The 15,422-nt window shown below is 43.5% G+C and carries 18 protein-coding genes and 1 pseudogene; 2 read left to right on the top strand and 17 right to left on the bottom strand.

Features of this window, described 5'->3' with window-relative positions:
- Positions 1-5: 5 nt before the first annotated feature.
- The 15 genes from IGI72_RS05440 to IGI72_RS05370 form a co-directional block, all read right to left on the bottom strand.
- Positions 6-611 (bottom strand): NADPH-dependent FMN reductase, encoded by a 606-nt coding sequence (locus IGI72_RS05440; RefSeq protein ID WP_413152754.1) that lies wholly within the window; start codon positions 609-611, stop codon positions 6-8.
- A gap of 24 nt (positions 612-635) precedes the next feature.
- The gene (locus tag IGI72_RS05435; protein WP_413152753.1) at positions 636-1,574 is read right to left on the bottom strand and encodes an FAD:protein FMN transferase; all 939 of its coding nucleotides are present in this window, start codon (positions 1,572-1,574) and stop codon (positions 636-638) included.
- Between the two features lie 201 nt (positions 1,575-1,775).
- Complete coding sequence (locus tag IGI72_RS05430) at positions 1,776-2,627, bottom strand: helix-turn-helix domain-containing protein (RefSeq protein WP_208773389.1); 852 nt, start codon at positions 2,625-2,627, stop codon at positions 1,776-1,778.
- A 66-nt stretch (positions 2,628-2,693) separates the two neighbouring features.
- Entirely contained in the window at positions 2,694-3,416 is a 723-nt protein-coding gene (locus tag IGI72_RS05425; RefSeq protein WP_005225447.1) for a deoxynucleoside kinase, read from the bottom strand.
- 15 nt (positions 3,417-3,431) lie between these two features.
- Positions 3,432-3,689 carry a nucleoside 2-deoxyribosyltransferase gene (locus IGI72_RS05420; protein ID WP_413152752.1) on the bottom strand — a complete coding sequence of 86 codons (258 nt, stop codon included), beginning with the start codon at positions 3,687-3,689 and terminating at the stop codon, positions 3,432-3,434.
- Between the two features lie 177 nt (positions 3,690-3,866).
- Complete coding sequence (locus IGI72_RS05415; RefSeq protein ID WP_438753379.1) at positions 3,867-4,445, bottom strand: LOG family protein; 579 nt, start codon at positions 4,443-4,445, stop codon at positions 3,867-3,869.
- Positions 4,446-4,767: 322 nt separating this feature from the next.
- Positions 4,768-5,175, bottom strand: coding sequence for a helix-turn-helix domain-containing protein (locus IGI72_RS05410; protein ID WP_413152750.1), 408 nt, complete (start codon positions 5,173-5,175; stop codon positions 4,768-4,770).
- 301 nt (positions 5,176-5,476) lie between these two features.
- Entirely contained in the window at positions 5,477-5,629 is a 153-nt protein-coding gene (locus tag IGI72_RS05405; protein ID WP_413152749.1) for a hypothetical protein, read from the bottom strand.
- An 11-nt stretch (positions 5,630-5,640) separates the two neighbouring features.
- A complete protein-coding gene (locus IGI72_RS05400; protein WP_413152748.1) occupies positions 5,641-8,190 on the bottom strand; it encodes a WxL domain-containing protein in 2,550 nt (849 codons plus the stop codon).
- Positions 8,191-8,214: 24 nt separating this feature from the next.
- A complete protein-coding gene (locus IGI72_RS05395) occupies positions 8,215-8,634 on the bottom strand; it encodes a hypothetical protein (RefSeq protein WP_413152747.1) in 420 nt (139 codons plus the stop codon).
- Positions 8,635-9,186: 552 nt separating this feature from the next.
- Positions 9,187-10,410 carry an amidohydrolase family protein gene (locus IGI72_RS05390; RefSeq protein ID WP_086338556.1) on the bottom strand — a complete coding sequence of 408 codons (1,224 nt, stop codon included), beginning with the start codon at positions 10,408-10,410 and terminating at the stop codon, positions 9,187-9,189.
- A 16-nt stretch (positions 10,411-10,426) separates the two neighbouring features.
- A complete protein-coding gene (locus tag IGI72_RS05385) occupies positions 10,427-11,788 on the bottom strand; it encodes a hypothetical protein (RefSeq protein WP_005225442.1) in 1,362 nt (453 codons plus the stop codon).
- A gap of 27 nt (positions 11,789-11,815) precedes the next feature.
- Positions 11,816-11,953: a hypothetical protein gene (locus tag IGI72_RS05380; protein WP_153883351.1), complete on the bottom strand. Its 138-nt coding sequence runs from the start codon at positions 11,951-11,953 to the stop codon at positions 11,816-11,818.
- Positions 11,954-12,137: 184 nt separating this feature from the next.
- Positions 12,138-13,061 (bottom strand): peptide-methionine (S)-S-oxide reductase MsrA, encoded by a 924-nt coding sequence (msrA, locus tag IGI72_RS05375; RefSeq protein WP_413152746.1) that lies wholly within the window; start codon positions 13,059-13,061, stop codon positions 12,138-12,140.
- 314 nt (positions 13,062-13,375) lie between these two features.
- A complete protein-coding gene (locus IGI72_RS05370) occupies positions 13,376-13,921 on the bottom strand; it encodes a cysteine hydrolase family protein (RefSeq protein WP_035006689.1) in 546 nt (181 codons plus the stop codon).
- Positions 13,922-14,041: 120 nt separating this feature from the next.
- Here IGI72_RS05370 and IGI72_RS05365 point away from each other — a divergent pair, with 120 nt between their 5' ends.
- Both IGI72_RS05365 and IGI72_RS05360 read left to right on the top strand, forming a co-directional pair.
- Positions 14,042-14,449 carry an Lrp/AsnC family transcriptional regulator gene (locus IGI72_RS05365; RefSeq protein WP_373193323.1) on the top strand — a complete coding sequence of 136 codons (408 nt, stop codon included), beginning with the start codon at positions 14,042-14,044 and terminating at the stop codon, positions 14,447-14,449.
- Between the two features lie 39 nt (positions 14,450-14,488).
- Positions 14,489-14,724 (top strand): annotated as a pseudogene (locus IGI72_RS05360) (recombinase family protein); the annotation flags it as partial.
- A 39-nt stretch (positions 14,725-14,763) separates the two neighbouring features.
- On the opposite strand, the gene IGI72_RS05355 reads toward IGI72_RS05360, so the two are convergent.
- Positions 14,764-15,114, bottom strand: a complete 351-nt coding sequence (locus IGI72_RS05355; RefSeq protein WP_096741485.1) for a type II toxin-antitoxin system PemK/MazF family toxin — start codon at positions 15,112-15,114, stop codon at positions 14,764-14,766.
- A complete protein-coding gene (locus tag IGI72_RS05350) occupies positions 15,108-15,398 on the bottom strand; it encodes an AbrB/MazE/SpoVT family DNA-binding domain-containing protein (protein WP_413128560.1) in 291 nt (96 codons plus the stop codon). Before IGI72_RS05350 ends, IGI72_RS05355 begins: the two co-directional genes overlap by 7 nt.
- Positions 15,399-15,422: the final 24 nt, after the last annotated feature.

The following is a 15,422-nucleotide window of genomic DNA, read 5'->3' as shown; positions in this document are numbered from 1 at the left end:
TGCGATTAGATGGTTTCCCATGAAAATTCAGCAGCTTCTTTTTGATTGGCGGCATGGGCGTGCTGCAACTGGCTGGTAATTTTTACAAATAAAAGAAAATCGTTGAACAGTCCTTGCAGTTTTTGGGTCTGCTCTTCATCGATCAAGTTGCCTTGCTCGTCAAACGCTTGCAGCGAATGACCTAAGAGAAATTCAGAGCTAGGCATGATCCGTGCTTTTAACTCTGGAGAGTCCAGAATCTGTCTTAGATGGGCTTGGGCACGAGAAGAACCTAACGTCCCATAAGAAGCACCAGTGATCATCACTGGCTTGTCAACAAACGGGAAAATTCCATAGGACAACCAGTTCAGGGCATTGATCAACGCTGCGGGTACGGCATGATCATATTCTGGTGTGCTGATGATCACACCGTCTGCTGCCGTGATTTTTTCGGCAAGCTGGGTTACTTTTACGGGCAACTCCTTTGATTCTGGTTTGTTGAACATTGGAAGATCTTTGATCTCGACTAGTTCGATCTCTGCCTCATTGGCAAACATTTTTTTCATAAACTGCAACAACGTGCGATTGGTGGAACGAGTGGCATTGGTTCCTACGAATCCGATAAATTTCATCCTGTCTCTTCCTTTCTGGTTGGGCTATCTTAAAAGTCTTGCCTGAATGCCTTTAGAGGCAATGACTTCATTTTCTTTGGTTACGATGATTCCTTCGATTTCTGGCTGCTGCTGAATCTCTTGCAAAACAACTGGAATTGGCTTGCCAAACAAGCGCGAAGTCCAGATTTCCCCCAGTAACGATGTCGCTGCAATGATCGTGATGCTCATATACCCACATTCGATGGGAAAGCCACTCTGAGGATCAATCAAATGATGATACGTTCCTTCAGCGGTGGTCAAGACCCGCTCATAGATCCCCGAAGTGACGACGGTTTGGTCCTTGATTGGTAGAATGCCCAAGGTGTCTGCCCGACCGCCTTGGGGATCTCGGATCCCGATCCGCCAATGCCCGTCCGCATGATTTGGTGCAGGACCGAAACAGACAATATTTCCGCCTAAGTTGATCAATCCATACGCTACGCCACGGGCTTGGCAAAGGGTGCGTAATTTATCAGCGATGTAGCCTTTTGCTAATGCTCCGAGGTCGATCCTCATTCCAGCTTTTTTCAAAAAAACCTTGCCTGCTGCCAGTTGGATCTGTTGCGGGTCTGTTAGCGCAAGCAATTCTTTGACCTGCGTCTTGGATACGGTGCGAGCATCTTCAAACCCGATGCGCCATGCTTGGACCAGTGGACCGATGGCAATATTCAGCTGACTGTGGGGAGCACAGCTATGATGTTTGCCGATTTCGATCAGCTGGTACAATTCTGGATCAAGCACAAGCCCCTTTTGTCCTGCCAACTGATTCAGCTGATTCAATTCCGATCGCGGATCATTGGCACTAAAGCGATGGTCGTATCCTTTCAGCTGGTTCTCCAGCTCGTCCAGTACACTTTCTGGTTTTGTATGAGCGACTTTTAACTCAATGGACGTGCCCATCCGCTGAATCGTGCGAGCGGCTTCTCTCACTGCTGCCTTCATAAAATCCCTTCTCCTAAAAACGATATACCTCAAATTATGTTAGTTTTTTCACAATTAAAGAATACTCCCGATATATTTTTTTGTCAACACGATTATATATTTTTTTATATAATGAAAATCAAAAAAAGCAGTCCCTTCGTCGAAAGGACTGCTAGTTATCAAGCATTTGCGCAACAAAACTTTTTTTTCGAAAATATATTTTTAATCGATCGTTTCCTCGATCGATTTTAAATGCGCCAGTAATTTTACGTTTTTATTGATTTTGGCATACGCTCGTGCATCGTGTAACATTTCCAAAATTGTTTCTTTCGGCTGTTGTTCACGAATGGCATTTTCGGTCAGTTGGGCTGCCGCGCGAGCCAAGTAGTAGGTCAAATGATTGTCGGAACAAATCGCCAACACATAATTCAACAAGGTATCACTAGTTTCCAAATCATCGACTTTCGCATAAAAGACGCCGCAATGAAAGACGATGTTCAACACCCGCCACGTGTCTTCGATCGTTTTGATCGGATAGGTATAAATTTTCTCAAAGACCTTCGTCACATAAAACTCAGCCTTTGCCCATTCCTCTTCTCTGGCATACACCAAACCGATCCCAGTATACGCTAAGAGATCAAACAATTCCTCCGCCGTTTCATTCATCAATAACTGATCGAATTGAAACAGGACATCGGTAATCGCAGCTTCATTAAAAATCATTTCAAAGCCTTTTAAATAATCATATTGCGCTTTTAATGCTGGTTCATCGATCAGCTTCACTTCGATTTGACTTAGCAATGCAGCCAACTGTTCATACTCGCTTGTGATCAAGTAGAATTCGGCTTTTGCTAATTCTTCTTTGATTTTGGTCGTTGCGACATTCATGGAAGAAAACAAGTCGACCAATGGCAAGCCGATCCGATTACACAATTTGATCAAAATTTTGAGGGACGGTGCTTGACCGTTGTTTTCAAATTTACTCAAAGTGGCTTGCGTACAGATTCCTTCCGAAAGTTCTTGCTGCGAGAAGCCCGCCTGTTTCCTCGCTTCAATAAATCGTTCAACATTCATCGCCTTGCTCCCTCCCATTGTCGATAAGACACTTGTTTTTTCCCTAAGCCGTCCTCAACTGCTGGATCAGCTTGTCACAGATGCTGCATTTTTCTTAGAAAAATCACCTTTTGCGATGGCTTTGTCCGTACAATAGTGTCCTTTGCCATGGGTCTGACGGACTTCCGCCAATTTTTCTTGGATCATCTCGAGGATCACCATGAGGTTGTCTTCATTGGCAACAAAGTCCAATTGATCCCCATCAATTTGCATTTTCGGACAAACGTCAAAGTTTTCATACCATTCATCATATCGCTGATTCAACTCTTTGTAATAGTCGTACAATGTCGGATCGTTGGCAATTTGTTCATAGGAACGACCACGTTTGTTGATCCGTTCAATCATTGTATCCAAGGAAACCTTGATATGAACCATTAGATCTGGATGCTTCAACGGCGCTGATTCTTCCAATTCCCGCAACATCGTGTTCAACAGGTTATCGTATTGTTCGACTTCCATCGGTGCGATGCGACCTAGATCCGCATTTAGATGAAACATCAAGCTATCCTCATAGATGGAGCGGTCAATGACATTGTCATCATTGGACAAAGCTTCCCGCATCCCTAAAAAGCTTTTGTTTAAGAAAAAAATCTGCAATAAAAAGGCGTATCGTTCTGGATTGGAATAAAACAATGGCAGAACATCGTTGTCCTCCACGTTTTCATAGAAAGGCTTCGACGCCATTTCCTTCGATAAAAAATCAGTCAAACTGCTTTTTCCTGCCCCGATCGTTCCTGCGATTAATAACACATTCATCATCCTTTATTAAATATAGTCACCGACAAATGCTCGGTGCGCCATCGCTTCAAAATCATACGCTCTTCGTGCCGCCAAATCAGTCAAATACGCTTGCTCCGACTCCGTCAACATCAGATTGACCGCCGCGGCTTTTTCCTGAAAAGCGATCACTGGTTTATTTCGTACGTGTGCTGCGCCGATTTCACAGGCTGTTCCCGGATCGGAGATCCCTTCATGGTCATCCAAAACGGCAACGACGACGTCGGCTCGTGTCAATTCCAGCATGTCTTTTTCAAAAATTCTCTCGCCTATTCTGGTGTATTGGGTTCAGATGAACCTTCTTGATACAAACGCGGCGAATAGACCGCCAAAGGCTGCGGGTTTTCAGCTAAACTGCGTTCTACCTGTTTGAGTCGGGCGACTTGTTCGTTTGAAAAATAGGTCCCGTTAAATAGACATGCTTCATCCTGCCAAGCACTCCTTTCTTGACCCCTTCGCAGCCAATCGTTGGATCAACGACTCAACGTCAGATAGGAAAAAGAGCGTTTCAGACAGTTCAGCCCAAGCAAAGCTGGAAGCTTCAACCATTTTTAGCAGCGGCTTCAGTCCATCATTTAAGCCTTCGGTCATCAACACACCGATCGGCTTGCCTGACAATGGCCCAAGAGTCGTAAAAGAGCATACTGATGACAACTCCTCTAGTGTACCAAATCCACCAGGTAATACAAGGTAGGCATCGCTCATTTCCAGCAATTGTTGCGTTTGTTCCTCCCTCGTATCCGCATAGAACTCGGTATAGGTGCTTGATCCAGCGACGATTGGTGGCAATTCTTCTGCAAAGGAACCTGATGGATAGATCCCTGTCACTGCGCCTTCTTTCTCAAAGACCCCTTTCACGATCTCCCTCATCAAGCCAGCCAAAGGGCCGCAATAAACCAACTCGGTGTGATTTTTTGCCAAGGCATTGCCGATGGCACGAGCGGTCTTTACCAACTTTTTCTCATTTTCTAAACGGGTCCCGCAACATACAGTTACTCTCAAAAACAACAGCTCCTTCTTCACTACACCTGCTATTTTACACAATCTCTTAAAAAAGTAAATACTATATATTGTGCTTCATTTAGATAAAAACCGTTCTATTCACTATATATTGTATATAGCCATTAGCATCTTTTCTCTTTTTCTTAAACGTTACAAACCTTGAAAATAGCAGAAAAGAAAAAGTAGAATCAGCTTTCATCGATTGCCTCAACCCTTTTTCATCCCACATAAAAAAACACGACGCAGCTAGGCTCGTGTTTTTTTATCCATCACTTTTTTTCTCTTGTTCAAGCAAAATTCAGCAAAATACTGCATAAAAAATTTATTTTTCGTCAGTGGCTGCTTTCAGTTTTTTCATCTCCTCTTGCTCGACAAAAAAGGTCACTTCTCCTGTTTCTAAATCGACGGATGCTTTGACTTCAACCCCTTTTGGGAAAAACTTGCTGGCATCGGTCTCGATTTTCAAACGCATCGTTCCATCTTTCAATCCAGCACCATAGGTCATCGTACGAAAGTTCTTTTTCATTCCTGCTCGCTCCTTTTTTAATAGCTCATCGACACTGCACCCATAAAGGGTACTCAGTTTTAATAAATTCAAACTGTCTGGGACCGTCTTGCCGGTTTCCCAATTTGAGATCGATGTGCGGGTCACTAAAATTTTTGTTGCTACTTCTTCTTGGCTCATTTGCTGTGTGACTCGATGGTTCTTTAGTGCTTCCCCAATCGTCATCTTGGCCTCCTTCTCCTACCTTAACGCAGACCTGCTGTGATTTCTGCTCAAATCCATTGATATTACAGCATTGTCAAGCAGCTTTGACAGGATTTTCTTAAACGAACTCTCCGTGATAGCGGTTTTCTTTCTATCATAGTTGAAAAAAGAACAAATGACTAGAAAATGATCTTCTTATTTTTAAGGAAACATTTGGCGAAGGACTACATTTTTAGTGACAGAATGTTTCCGAACGGTTTCTAGCCCTTCAACGTGAAGGAATAAAAATCAGCATCTGCTCTAGTAAACGGAATGAATCCCCTCATTTCTCTAAGCAAAGAAGATCCGCCAAAGCACAATGGGCGCTATCAGTGATTTCATCATCGATGGCTGCTTGCAGATAAAAAAACAGCTGCAGATTTTCTCTGCAGCTGCTGTCTCTATTTTCTTCCTTTTTCCGATTACTGAGAAACATTTGGGCGACTCTCAGTCCATCTCTGGAACAAAGCTTAATTCCCAATGAATGATGCCCGTATAGCTTGTTGCTTGCGGCGTAGCGTTGACAGGAACTTCCAGCATCACACTTTGATCCATTGTTTCTCCATCACCAAAGCGTTGGATCCATGTCCCGCTACCTTGTCCCTCTTCTGCTTTTGCCAAGATTTGTCTGCCTGTATTTAATTCACGGCTTTCCCAGTAGGTTGGGGTGCTGGATGTATTCGAACTTGTCGTTGCCATGCGGATATTGTTGAGTAAGAGTTGTACTCCCCGCAGCTGATGGCCTTCCTCACTGACAAACCCTGCTTCATCTAGCCGTGCGCTCAGTGTCCAGCCGGTGGACTCCTCACGCCGATCCGAGATTTGAACATAATTCGGACGTTCTTCACCAGCAGGATCATCCTCCGCATTCCGCAGCTTTTGCGGCAGTGCTGGATAATAGGCTTGACTCGAACGAATCGGCACGTGTCCGAAATCAAATTGCGAGATAAAGTCGATACTGATCAATCCTTGATTTTCAGGAAGCGTCGGGCGATTATCTGGATCAACATCTACATCAGGATTCAGAGGATCCCGAGGATCGACACCGTCTACGATGACGGAGGTCTCATTGCGTCGTCCGTTTAAAAATGCCGTTGCCGTTACAACTTCTTGCCCGCGGAAATAATCAAAGTCATCAAATTGGGAAAGATCAAATTCAAAGGAGCCATCTTCTTCGGCAATGACATGGAACCATTCTGTTTCGCCCTCAGCATTTACAACAGTATCTAAGGTTGGTTCTGGTAAACTCAGATCCCTACTGAAACGAACGTAAGCGCCGGGACTGGTTTCTCCCGTGATCGTATAGGAATTGCGTTGAGAGCGATCATTGGTCAGAGGATCAAGCACGATCTCGACAGGAGGAATATTCTCAAACAAGAGACGTTGCGCTCTTGGCGTAAAGTTCGCTCTAGCATGTTCTGCTATATTGGGGTCTAATGCGCTAACCGTATTAGTCGGTATTCCTGCTCCGTTAATATTCGCGTTCAACCTCAAGATATTCTCCCAATCAAAATTAGGATTCTCGTTTGTATTTCCAGGGATCCATTGCTTAATCGACTGATTACTTACATTTAGTATTGCATTTCGAATCACGTGTGCCGTACTTGAGGTGATTGATCTAGTCTTTTGTAAATTTACCCTTGCAGCATCATCTATATTGATCGTTGAGTTATTCGTATTATTATTGGTCGAAAACATAATTAAGCTTTGACTTGCTGAGAGACTGTCTGACTTAATATCTAGGGTAGCATCTTCATCAATATTAATTTGTCCAGATGCGTGAAAAAAAATAGGATGACTAGCAGAGTTATTTTGATTGACTGCTTCGATAGCAAGCGTACTCCCTTTTCTGAGATTAATACTGCTACCATGACCAGGTGGCATAGAAATGATATTGGTCGTATCATTATTAAGACCCGTATTACGTCCAGAATTGGAGATTTTTAATGTGCTTTCCTCTAGTAGATTGATATGAGTAGTCTGAGCCGGAACCCAACCATTAGTTGAAATAGCAGGAAAATTGCTTTTAGGCGTCAAATCAAGGGTCGCACCTTTACCTACGGTTAAGACAGGACTATATCTAAAGAATATATTTGCCCCCCATGCTTCACCTTGTCCTGTACCATTTGCAATGATCGTAACCTCCGCATCGTCTCCAATCGTAAACGTTGGATTGGGACTATAGCGAAACCAAACATTTCCTGCATTGATTGTCGAAAGGTGAACTTTAGCCCCCTCTAAAACTTCCAAATAACCGACTTCAAAATTCGCTTGGTTGGTCGCATTAATATTCCAATTACCACGTCCTAATCCTGCATCATAAGGATTCCTTTGTACAGAAGAAACATTCCCCGATAAAACAGCTGTCGATTGATACCCATGGAATACTTGATTGCCGACATGATTGACATTATGGTACCGTATCGTCGCTGCTCTTTGATTATCAGCTTGTAAGTCGTTATATTGTATAGGTCCATAGTAATTTCCACTATACATCTCAATATTCTGGAGGGTAATGTCCCAAGGCGTCTCTGGATGTGCTGTAATATTATTAAAACAAACCGACACTGACCGAAAATCGATTGTGTGTCCTTGTCCTTCGATGATTAATGTTCGAGAAATCCTTGGTGAATTGAGATAGAGGTAGGTAGGAAATCCAGAGGGGTTTTGATTCCCCAGCCAGTCAGTCATTGTAACGTTACTCAATCCTTCTGCAGGGCGATCAGGAGAGTCAAAGTTCTCGGTCAAAGTTATATACTTAACCGTTCGGGTTTGGATTGCTAAGATAAACTCTTGCCAATTAGCGACATATCGCTTAGGATTCTCCGAATCATCGTCATCATTGGGAAGTGCTCCCTCTTTTGGCTCTGTTTGGTCAGGATCGGTTGTATCTTTCTGCTCTTCGTTCTCGGGTTCTGCTTCCTCTCGATCGTTTTCTTGCGCTTCTTCCTGACCTTCCTCACCTTCTGCTGGTGAACCTTGGATTTCTACTGCCAACCGTTCTTCTCCTACTAGTACTTCTTAGGTTCCTTCTTCTTCAAAGATTATCGGCAAAAGCCAATTGCTCTGAGGTGTTTCGCTAAGCAGCTGCCACTGGTCGGCTTCCATCTGTTCAATCGTCATTCCTTCGGGAAACAAGGAGGGCTCGATCACTGCCTCTGGCGGCAGAACCAGCGCCACTTCGGTTACTGGCTGATGTGCCACGATTTCGATGGGGATTTTCTCCCCTAAATAGCCTTGCTTGTTGCTTGTTAAAAATTGAAAATCAACGTCTTTTAAATCAGCCATTTCTTCCGCTGAAGAAAGCTCATTCTCTTCTCGTTCTTGTTCCTGCAGCGCATACAATGGCGCAATAAAAGTATCTCGTATGAAGGGAAAACTCAACGGAATACTCACTAGCCCAATCACTAGGAGCAGCAATTTTAGCGGCTTCTTTTTCATTTTGTTGATCTCCTCCTTTCTTTGTCTAGGTACTATGATTGTGACGATTGGCTAGTGACTGCTCACAACAACTAGGAAACACAGCCAACGAAATACTCAAAGCCAATACAGTTTTTGCCCCTTTTCTTCGCTTAAGCTGAGCAATGCGTTTCTTATGGATAGCTGCCAGAGGACCCAGCCTAAATGCTTTTGAAAAATCTGATTTTAGAAGTGAAAAACAGGTGCCTACTCCTCTTTTCCTGCGGAGAAAGACCCACACTCCTTGATTGTCTCTTTAAGTATAAGGGACAGCTCCACAGATCAAAAATCAGGATATTCATCAGTCAAGGAAATCCTTGCATGGGCGGCATTCCCTATTTCTAGATCAGGAAGGTTCATTGAAGCGAAAACGTCCCACTGTCGGTTTCAGAAAATCAAAGCGCATACCCTTTGACCTCGTTGCTCCTATACAAAAAAACATCCGTCAAAAAGCAGTCAGGCTGCCTTTGACGGACGTGTTCTTTCCTTGATTCACTTTTTTTGTGACAACCACCATAGGGGGCGAAAAATCGCTTAGCGGTGGATCGTCACTTCTTTTTTGACTTCCACCGTGATGCGGCCATTTTTGATGACCATCAAACGTTCAGGAATATCGATCAGCACATCGGCTTTTCTCTGAGTATCTAAAAGAATCAAATCTGCGCGGTTGCCAACAGCGATCCCATAGTCTTTGATATTTAATGCTTTGGCGGTATTGGTCGTAATCATTGGCAAGACCGTCGGCAAGTCATCGGCGCCACCTAAGTGTGCCACTGGCACAGCCAACATAGCGATTTGGATCAAATCCCCATTACCATAGGGCGTAAAGGCGTTTCGGATATTGTTGCTGCCTAAGCAGATATTCACACCAGCATCACGTAGTTTGCGAATCGGCGTCACGGCACGGCGAACGTTGTAGGCATCGTTTCTAGCACCTAAGTGCAAGTCGGTCGCTGGCAACGGCATTACATTGATTTGGGCTTTGACCATCAAATCGATGACTTCTGCTAGCTGATTTGGTTCCATGGCGTGCAGCGCAGTCAAGTGTCCTACTGATACCCGACCTTGGTAGCCTTCTGCGATGGTTTTTTCACACAGATAGACGATCGATGTATCGTCTGCTTCGTCAGCAAAATCTTGATGCAAGTCAATGTCTTTGTCAAATCGTTTGGCGATCTCAAAGATCAAGTCGATGTGTTCATTGGCTGGCGCATCATTGTAAGGAATACCGCCAACGACATCGGCGCCTTTTTCCATCGCTTCGATCATCATTTTGTCCGTCCCTGGAGCTTTAAAAATCCCTTCTTGCGGAAAGGCAACGACCTGAATATCGATCAAGTCGCGGTATTCTTCTTTTAAGCGCATGATGGTGTCAAACCCTGTGAAGCCTTGTGCTGGATCAAATTCGGCATGGGTGCGCACAGCAGTCGTGCCATGTACGATCAGCATTTCTAATGCGCGTTTCGCTCGATCATAAATGTCTTCTTCGGTAAAGGTCGGTTTCAGCTTTGCCGTAACTTGGATCGCTTCTTGCAATGTACCTGAATTATTGGGCTCACGATCGGCGATCAAGGCTTTGTCTAAGTGGATATGGCTTTCGATCAATCCAGGGATCACCACTTTGCCTTTCGCCTCAATCGTTGTTGCTGCTGATTCTTCAATGTTGGGTGCAACTGCGGTGATTTTTCCTTCTGAAATTGCAATGTCTACTAGTTCTGCATCGTCTTCAAGACGTGCTTGCTTGATCAATAAATCCATGTTTTCCTCCTATCCATCAGCCAAACACTAAGCCGATGACTAATAATAATACGGCTGCTAAACTCAACCACTTCACGTTTCCTTTGACTACATCCAGAATCGGAATTTGGAAACCAGAAGATAAAGCTTGCATCGTAATGTTGACGAAACTCATTTGACTGCCGAGGCCAACCCCCATCGTGACAAAGCCAAGAGCTAAGACTGGGAAGCCTAATGAAACGGCAACTGGTAGCACGAGTGTTAAAACGGAGCCGACATAGGCACCTGCGGGAATCCCAATCAAGACACCCGTCAAGATCGCCACGGGAACGACGATCGCTGCGGGGGCATTTTGTGCCGCACCTGCAATTACAGCAAACGTCCCAGTTTCAGCGATTACGTTGATGAAGGCTAAAAAGATCCCCACTTGGAACAAGCGGGTCAAAATATACGTCGATCCGTCCACCATCGCTTCCACCGATTGATTCATCGAAAAGTCGGTACAAACAAAAATCAACGCCAACGTGACCACCATATAAACTAGCGGTGTAAAGAGGACAAAGCCGATCAGGTCATTGATCAACGGACCAAAGATGACCGCAAAAAGCAAGAAGATCGCAGGCAGTGTCGTTTTGAACAATTCACCATTGCTTTTGTTTTCATACTCTTGGTTGGCAGATTCTTTGAAGCCCAAATGACGACGCTTGGTTCCGAAGAATGCCAATAAAATCGCCAGACCAACGAATAGCAACCAAAATGGGCGCATTTGATCGACATAAGAAGCGACACTAAAACCGCCTAGTTCAGACACGATACTAGATTCCAAAGAGGCAGGAGACGTCGTAAAGGAGACCGCTGCCGCTAACGACATCGCTGCGATCAATTCGGGTACCACCCCAACTGCCGCAAATGCTAACGGTGCGATCACCATTGCACTCCCGCCGCCGATCCCAGACATATAAGTCGCTGCTGCCAATAAGATGACAATAAAACCAGCCACATATTCCACTTTTCCTTTGGTCCCTCTTTTGGCTAAGGTTAAGGCCGCCGTATAACTACCCGCTTTGAAGACCGCCATCGCCACAGCGGAATTGATGATTGGCACCGTAATACTCAACATCGTCGGAATAGCTTCCAACAGTTGCGAATTGGCTTCAGCTAAACTGATCCCGCCAATAATCATCGCCAAGATCCCAGCAATCAAGCCAGCAATGATCATATCTACTTTTTTAAAGAGCAAAACCAGCACTAACACTAATGGAATCAGTACTAGAAATGCTTTGACTCCTGTTGGTGCGACGATCTCATTGATCGCTTCTGCCGCAAACACTGTTCTTTCTGAAAAGATAAAAAGAATGAGAGCCATAAACAGTGAGACGAACGTTCCCTTTTTTTTCATCACATTTCTCCTAACTTATATGAACCTTCATATAATAAATGTTGTGTTGCTATGGGGTGTTGCCGATTGATTTTTCCGCTGATTTTTCTCTGGTGTTTCCCACCTTCTTTCCTCGAAGAAAGGAATCAAGCAAAAGACACCTGCTTTTTCGACCTTTTTCGCCACTTTTTCTTTCTCTATTATAATTCTTGTTGTTAACGCTTTCTTTGGACATTATTCTAAAATAAATCTACGTTTTTTATCCAATTGGCTAAAAGCGCAGAAAAAAGCACGGCTTGTGGAGAAAAGAGCCTTCATTTGATCCTTTTGCCCTTTTCTCGGAGCCCCGCTTTTTTTAGTGATCTTCTGTTTATGATCGTTTTTTTCCTCGGTTTGTCCAGCGTTTCAGCCGATAAAAAAGCATCAGTTGTTTGCGCGCTCGCTTGATCCGCTGGTAGCGCTTTGGCTGCTTCTTGTAAAATGCTTGATGGTAGTTTTCCGCTGGCCAAAACTGCGTGACCTTGCGGATCTCAGTCACGATGGGTTGCTGATAATAACCAGATTGGGCTAGCTCCTTTTTGGCTTCTTGCGCAAGCACTTCCTGTTCAGCAGTCGTATAGAAAATGATTGGGCGATAAAAATTGCCGCGATCTTGAAATTGTCCGAAAGCATCTGTCGGGTCTGTCACTTGCCAGTACAACTGCAACAAGTCCTGATAGGTGATGATTTTGGGATCAAAAACGATCTCTACCGCTTCGACATGTCCTGTTGTTCCGCTTAGTACTTGATCATACGTCGGATTCGGGACTGTTCCCCCGGTATACCCCGACAAGACGGAAAGAATGCCCGGCTGGTCTTCAAAAGGCTCTACCATACACCAAAAGCAGCCGCCAGCAAAAATAGCCACTTCTTGTGCTTTTTCACCTGTTTCGTTCGGCTCCACGGAAACTTCTGCTGGTTGGACTTTGCCTGTATCTTCATTCATTGCCTTTTTCGGTGCTGACTGGCTGATTGTTTGATAAAACTCTGCGACATTCGGGGTCAGATTGTTTCTCAGTGCCAAAGGACGCAACGACGCTTCTAGTTTTTCCAAAACCCGCTTGATCTGTTGGTCTTCAAGGCTATTTGACGATTCTTTTTCGTCTTTGCCTGCTTTTTGTTTGGTCGCCAGCTGAGTTTCCAGTGTATTTTTTGCTTGCACCAGTTGTTCTCGTTCCCACTGTCTCGTGCCAGAATGCAAGATCAAATTATAGATTTCTGACAGCCACGCCATCGTTGTTTGCTTCATCACCATTGCCCCTTTGCCTCATGAAGGAGCGGCTCTCGCTCCTTGTTTGGTTGCACTGTACCATAGTTTCGCCGATTCGCCCAATTTGATGCCCAAAAACGTTCGAGAGAAATCCTCGAACGTTTTTGGCTTTTGTATGGGTTGGTTCTTATTCATCCTCTGAGGGATCAGCTCAGTATCATTGGTGGGTACGCAACTGGGCATTCATTTTTTTTAGAAACATTGAAGCGGAATGAGTTAGGATCATCAATTTCAAAGAGTGATCAAGAACCACTCAATGCAAATGAACCTTTGCCTTTGTTAGTAAATACGCAATTTTTCTACAATCCGTTTAAATAGTCATCGGTTTTCATCACTGTAGAGAAGGTTTCCAACGCCGATAAAAACGCTCGTTGAACAGCTTCCGCAGGAATTTCGTGTGCTTCAAATGTTAATGCTTTCGTTGCCGTGGCATCAGAAATCAGTATGGGCTGATAACCGAGTTCTTTGCTAGCTCTTGTGGTTGAGTCGATGCACATATGCGTCATCATCCCAGTGATGATAACTTGTTGAACACCTAAAGAGTCTAAAGTCTCTTTTAAATTTGTTTCAATGAAGGAGTTAGGAAAGTGCTTTTCGATAATAATAGAAGAATGCGTTGTTTTTAACTGTTCATGCAGCAGTACACCTTTGGTCCCTCGTTCAAAAAAATCAGCTGCTTCTTGATCGTTGATGTGTTGGATATAGATGATCGGGAGTTGCTTTTCGATAAAAGACGCTTCTAGTTTATTTATGTTTGCAAGCGCCTGTTCAGGGGAATGAAGGGCCATTCTTCCTTCTTTAAAATAGTCATTTTGGACATCAATAATTACTAAAGCTTTTTTCATAGAATCACCATTTCTTTTCTTATTTGTTATAATCCAGTATAAATACATATGACCCTACAACAAAGCGTCTCTTGAAAAAGATAATGTCAATTTACTTTCATTATGAAAAGAGGAACCCTTATGGACATCATCGATGAACAAATTCTAGCTATCCTGAAACAAAACAGCAAATTATCGAACAAAGAAATCGGCGAAATGGTCCACCTGACGGGACAAGCCGTGGGCAATCGGATCTTGAAATTGCAAGATGAGGGAATCATTCAGCGATTTAGTATTGTAGTAAACTACCCAAGTACGCAATACATCCGGTTTTTTATGGATTCAAATCGCTATACAGCTTTTGAAGCCTTCGTGAATCAATACAAAGAAATTGAGGTCTTTCATAAAGTTTCAGGTCAAGCTTGTTATCTCTTGGTCAGTCATTTTACAGATGTAACCTTCCCTTTATTTATAGAGAGTCTCTCAAACTGGGGCAGGTATAGTGTAGAAACCTTTGTGGCTGACAAACTCAATCATGGGGATGTTTGATGTTAGCGGCTGTGGGCTAGTCCTCCATTCATTAGATTCCTTGATAAATTTATCAAAGACTTGATCGGCGAAATTTTGGCAATGATGCCTAGCAGCAGCGTGCCGAATTCAACCATCGCCAAGCACAAAGTATTAAGATTGCTAGTGCAGACACAAAAGCGCCCCCGTTGCCTTGTTTATAAACGTATCGTTCAGGATCACGGGAATAGAGCTAGTATCTCAAAGATTTTACAGCGTATAATGTTACGAGACAAAGCGTTTATAGAATAAAAGAAAACAGCATGGTCAACATCGATAAGATGAGCATGCTGTTTTTATTTACTTACTTTTTGAAATACTGTTCTAACTTTCATCAATAACTCATCAACCAAGTGCTCATGCGCTTTTTCCAAAAAAACACACGCTCTGGCTTCATAATCAATTGTCGTTAATTGATCCAACAATACTTTTCCTGTTGTCTTCATTCCATAGTCTGGATCAATACTTACATATAACGGATAGTTTCTACTTGTACTAGAAATCGGAGCAACGGTGGCAACGTTACTATAATCTGCAATCATGTCATGACTTAAAACAATATAGGGTCTTTTTCCCGTTTGTTCATGTCCAGAACGAGGAGCTGTATCCAATAACAAAATATCCCCTTGTCTAGGTTTTCTTACCATTTTTCATTCCCTACTGCTTCACCTAAATGTTGAATTTCCACATGATTTTTCTCAGCAGTGTAATTTTCAAATAACTCTTCAATCGTTAACTCGTTTTCTACATTTGCTGCTTCGATGATTAGCCGTTTATGTCCGTTTACTTCTTCTTGTATTATCTTCACTTTGTCATCAGTATGAATGCCAAGATACTCCATAATGTACTTTGGCAATCTAAGACCGTTACTATTGCCCCATTTTTTTATAGGTAACATTTCCATGAGCAACACCTCTTTCTGTATATACATAGTATAACTCATATCGCGACAGAG

Source organism: Enterococcus sp. DIV1059_2 (genome assembly GCF_051713685.1).
Lineage (GTDB): Bacteria > Bacillota > Bacilli > Lactobacillales > Enterococcaceae > Enterococcus_D > Enterococcus_D casseliflavus.
This window is presented reverse-complemented; position numbering and strand designations above follow the sequence as displayed.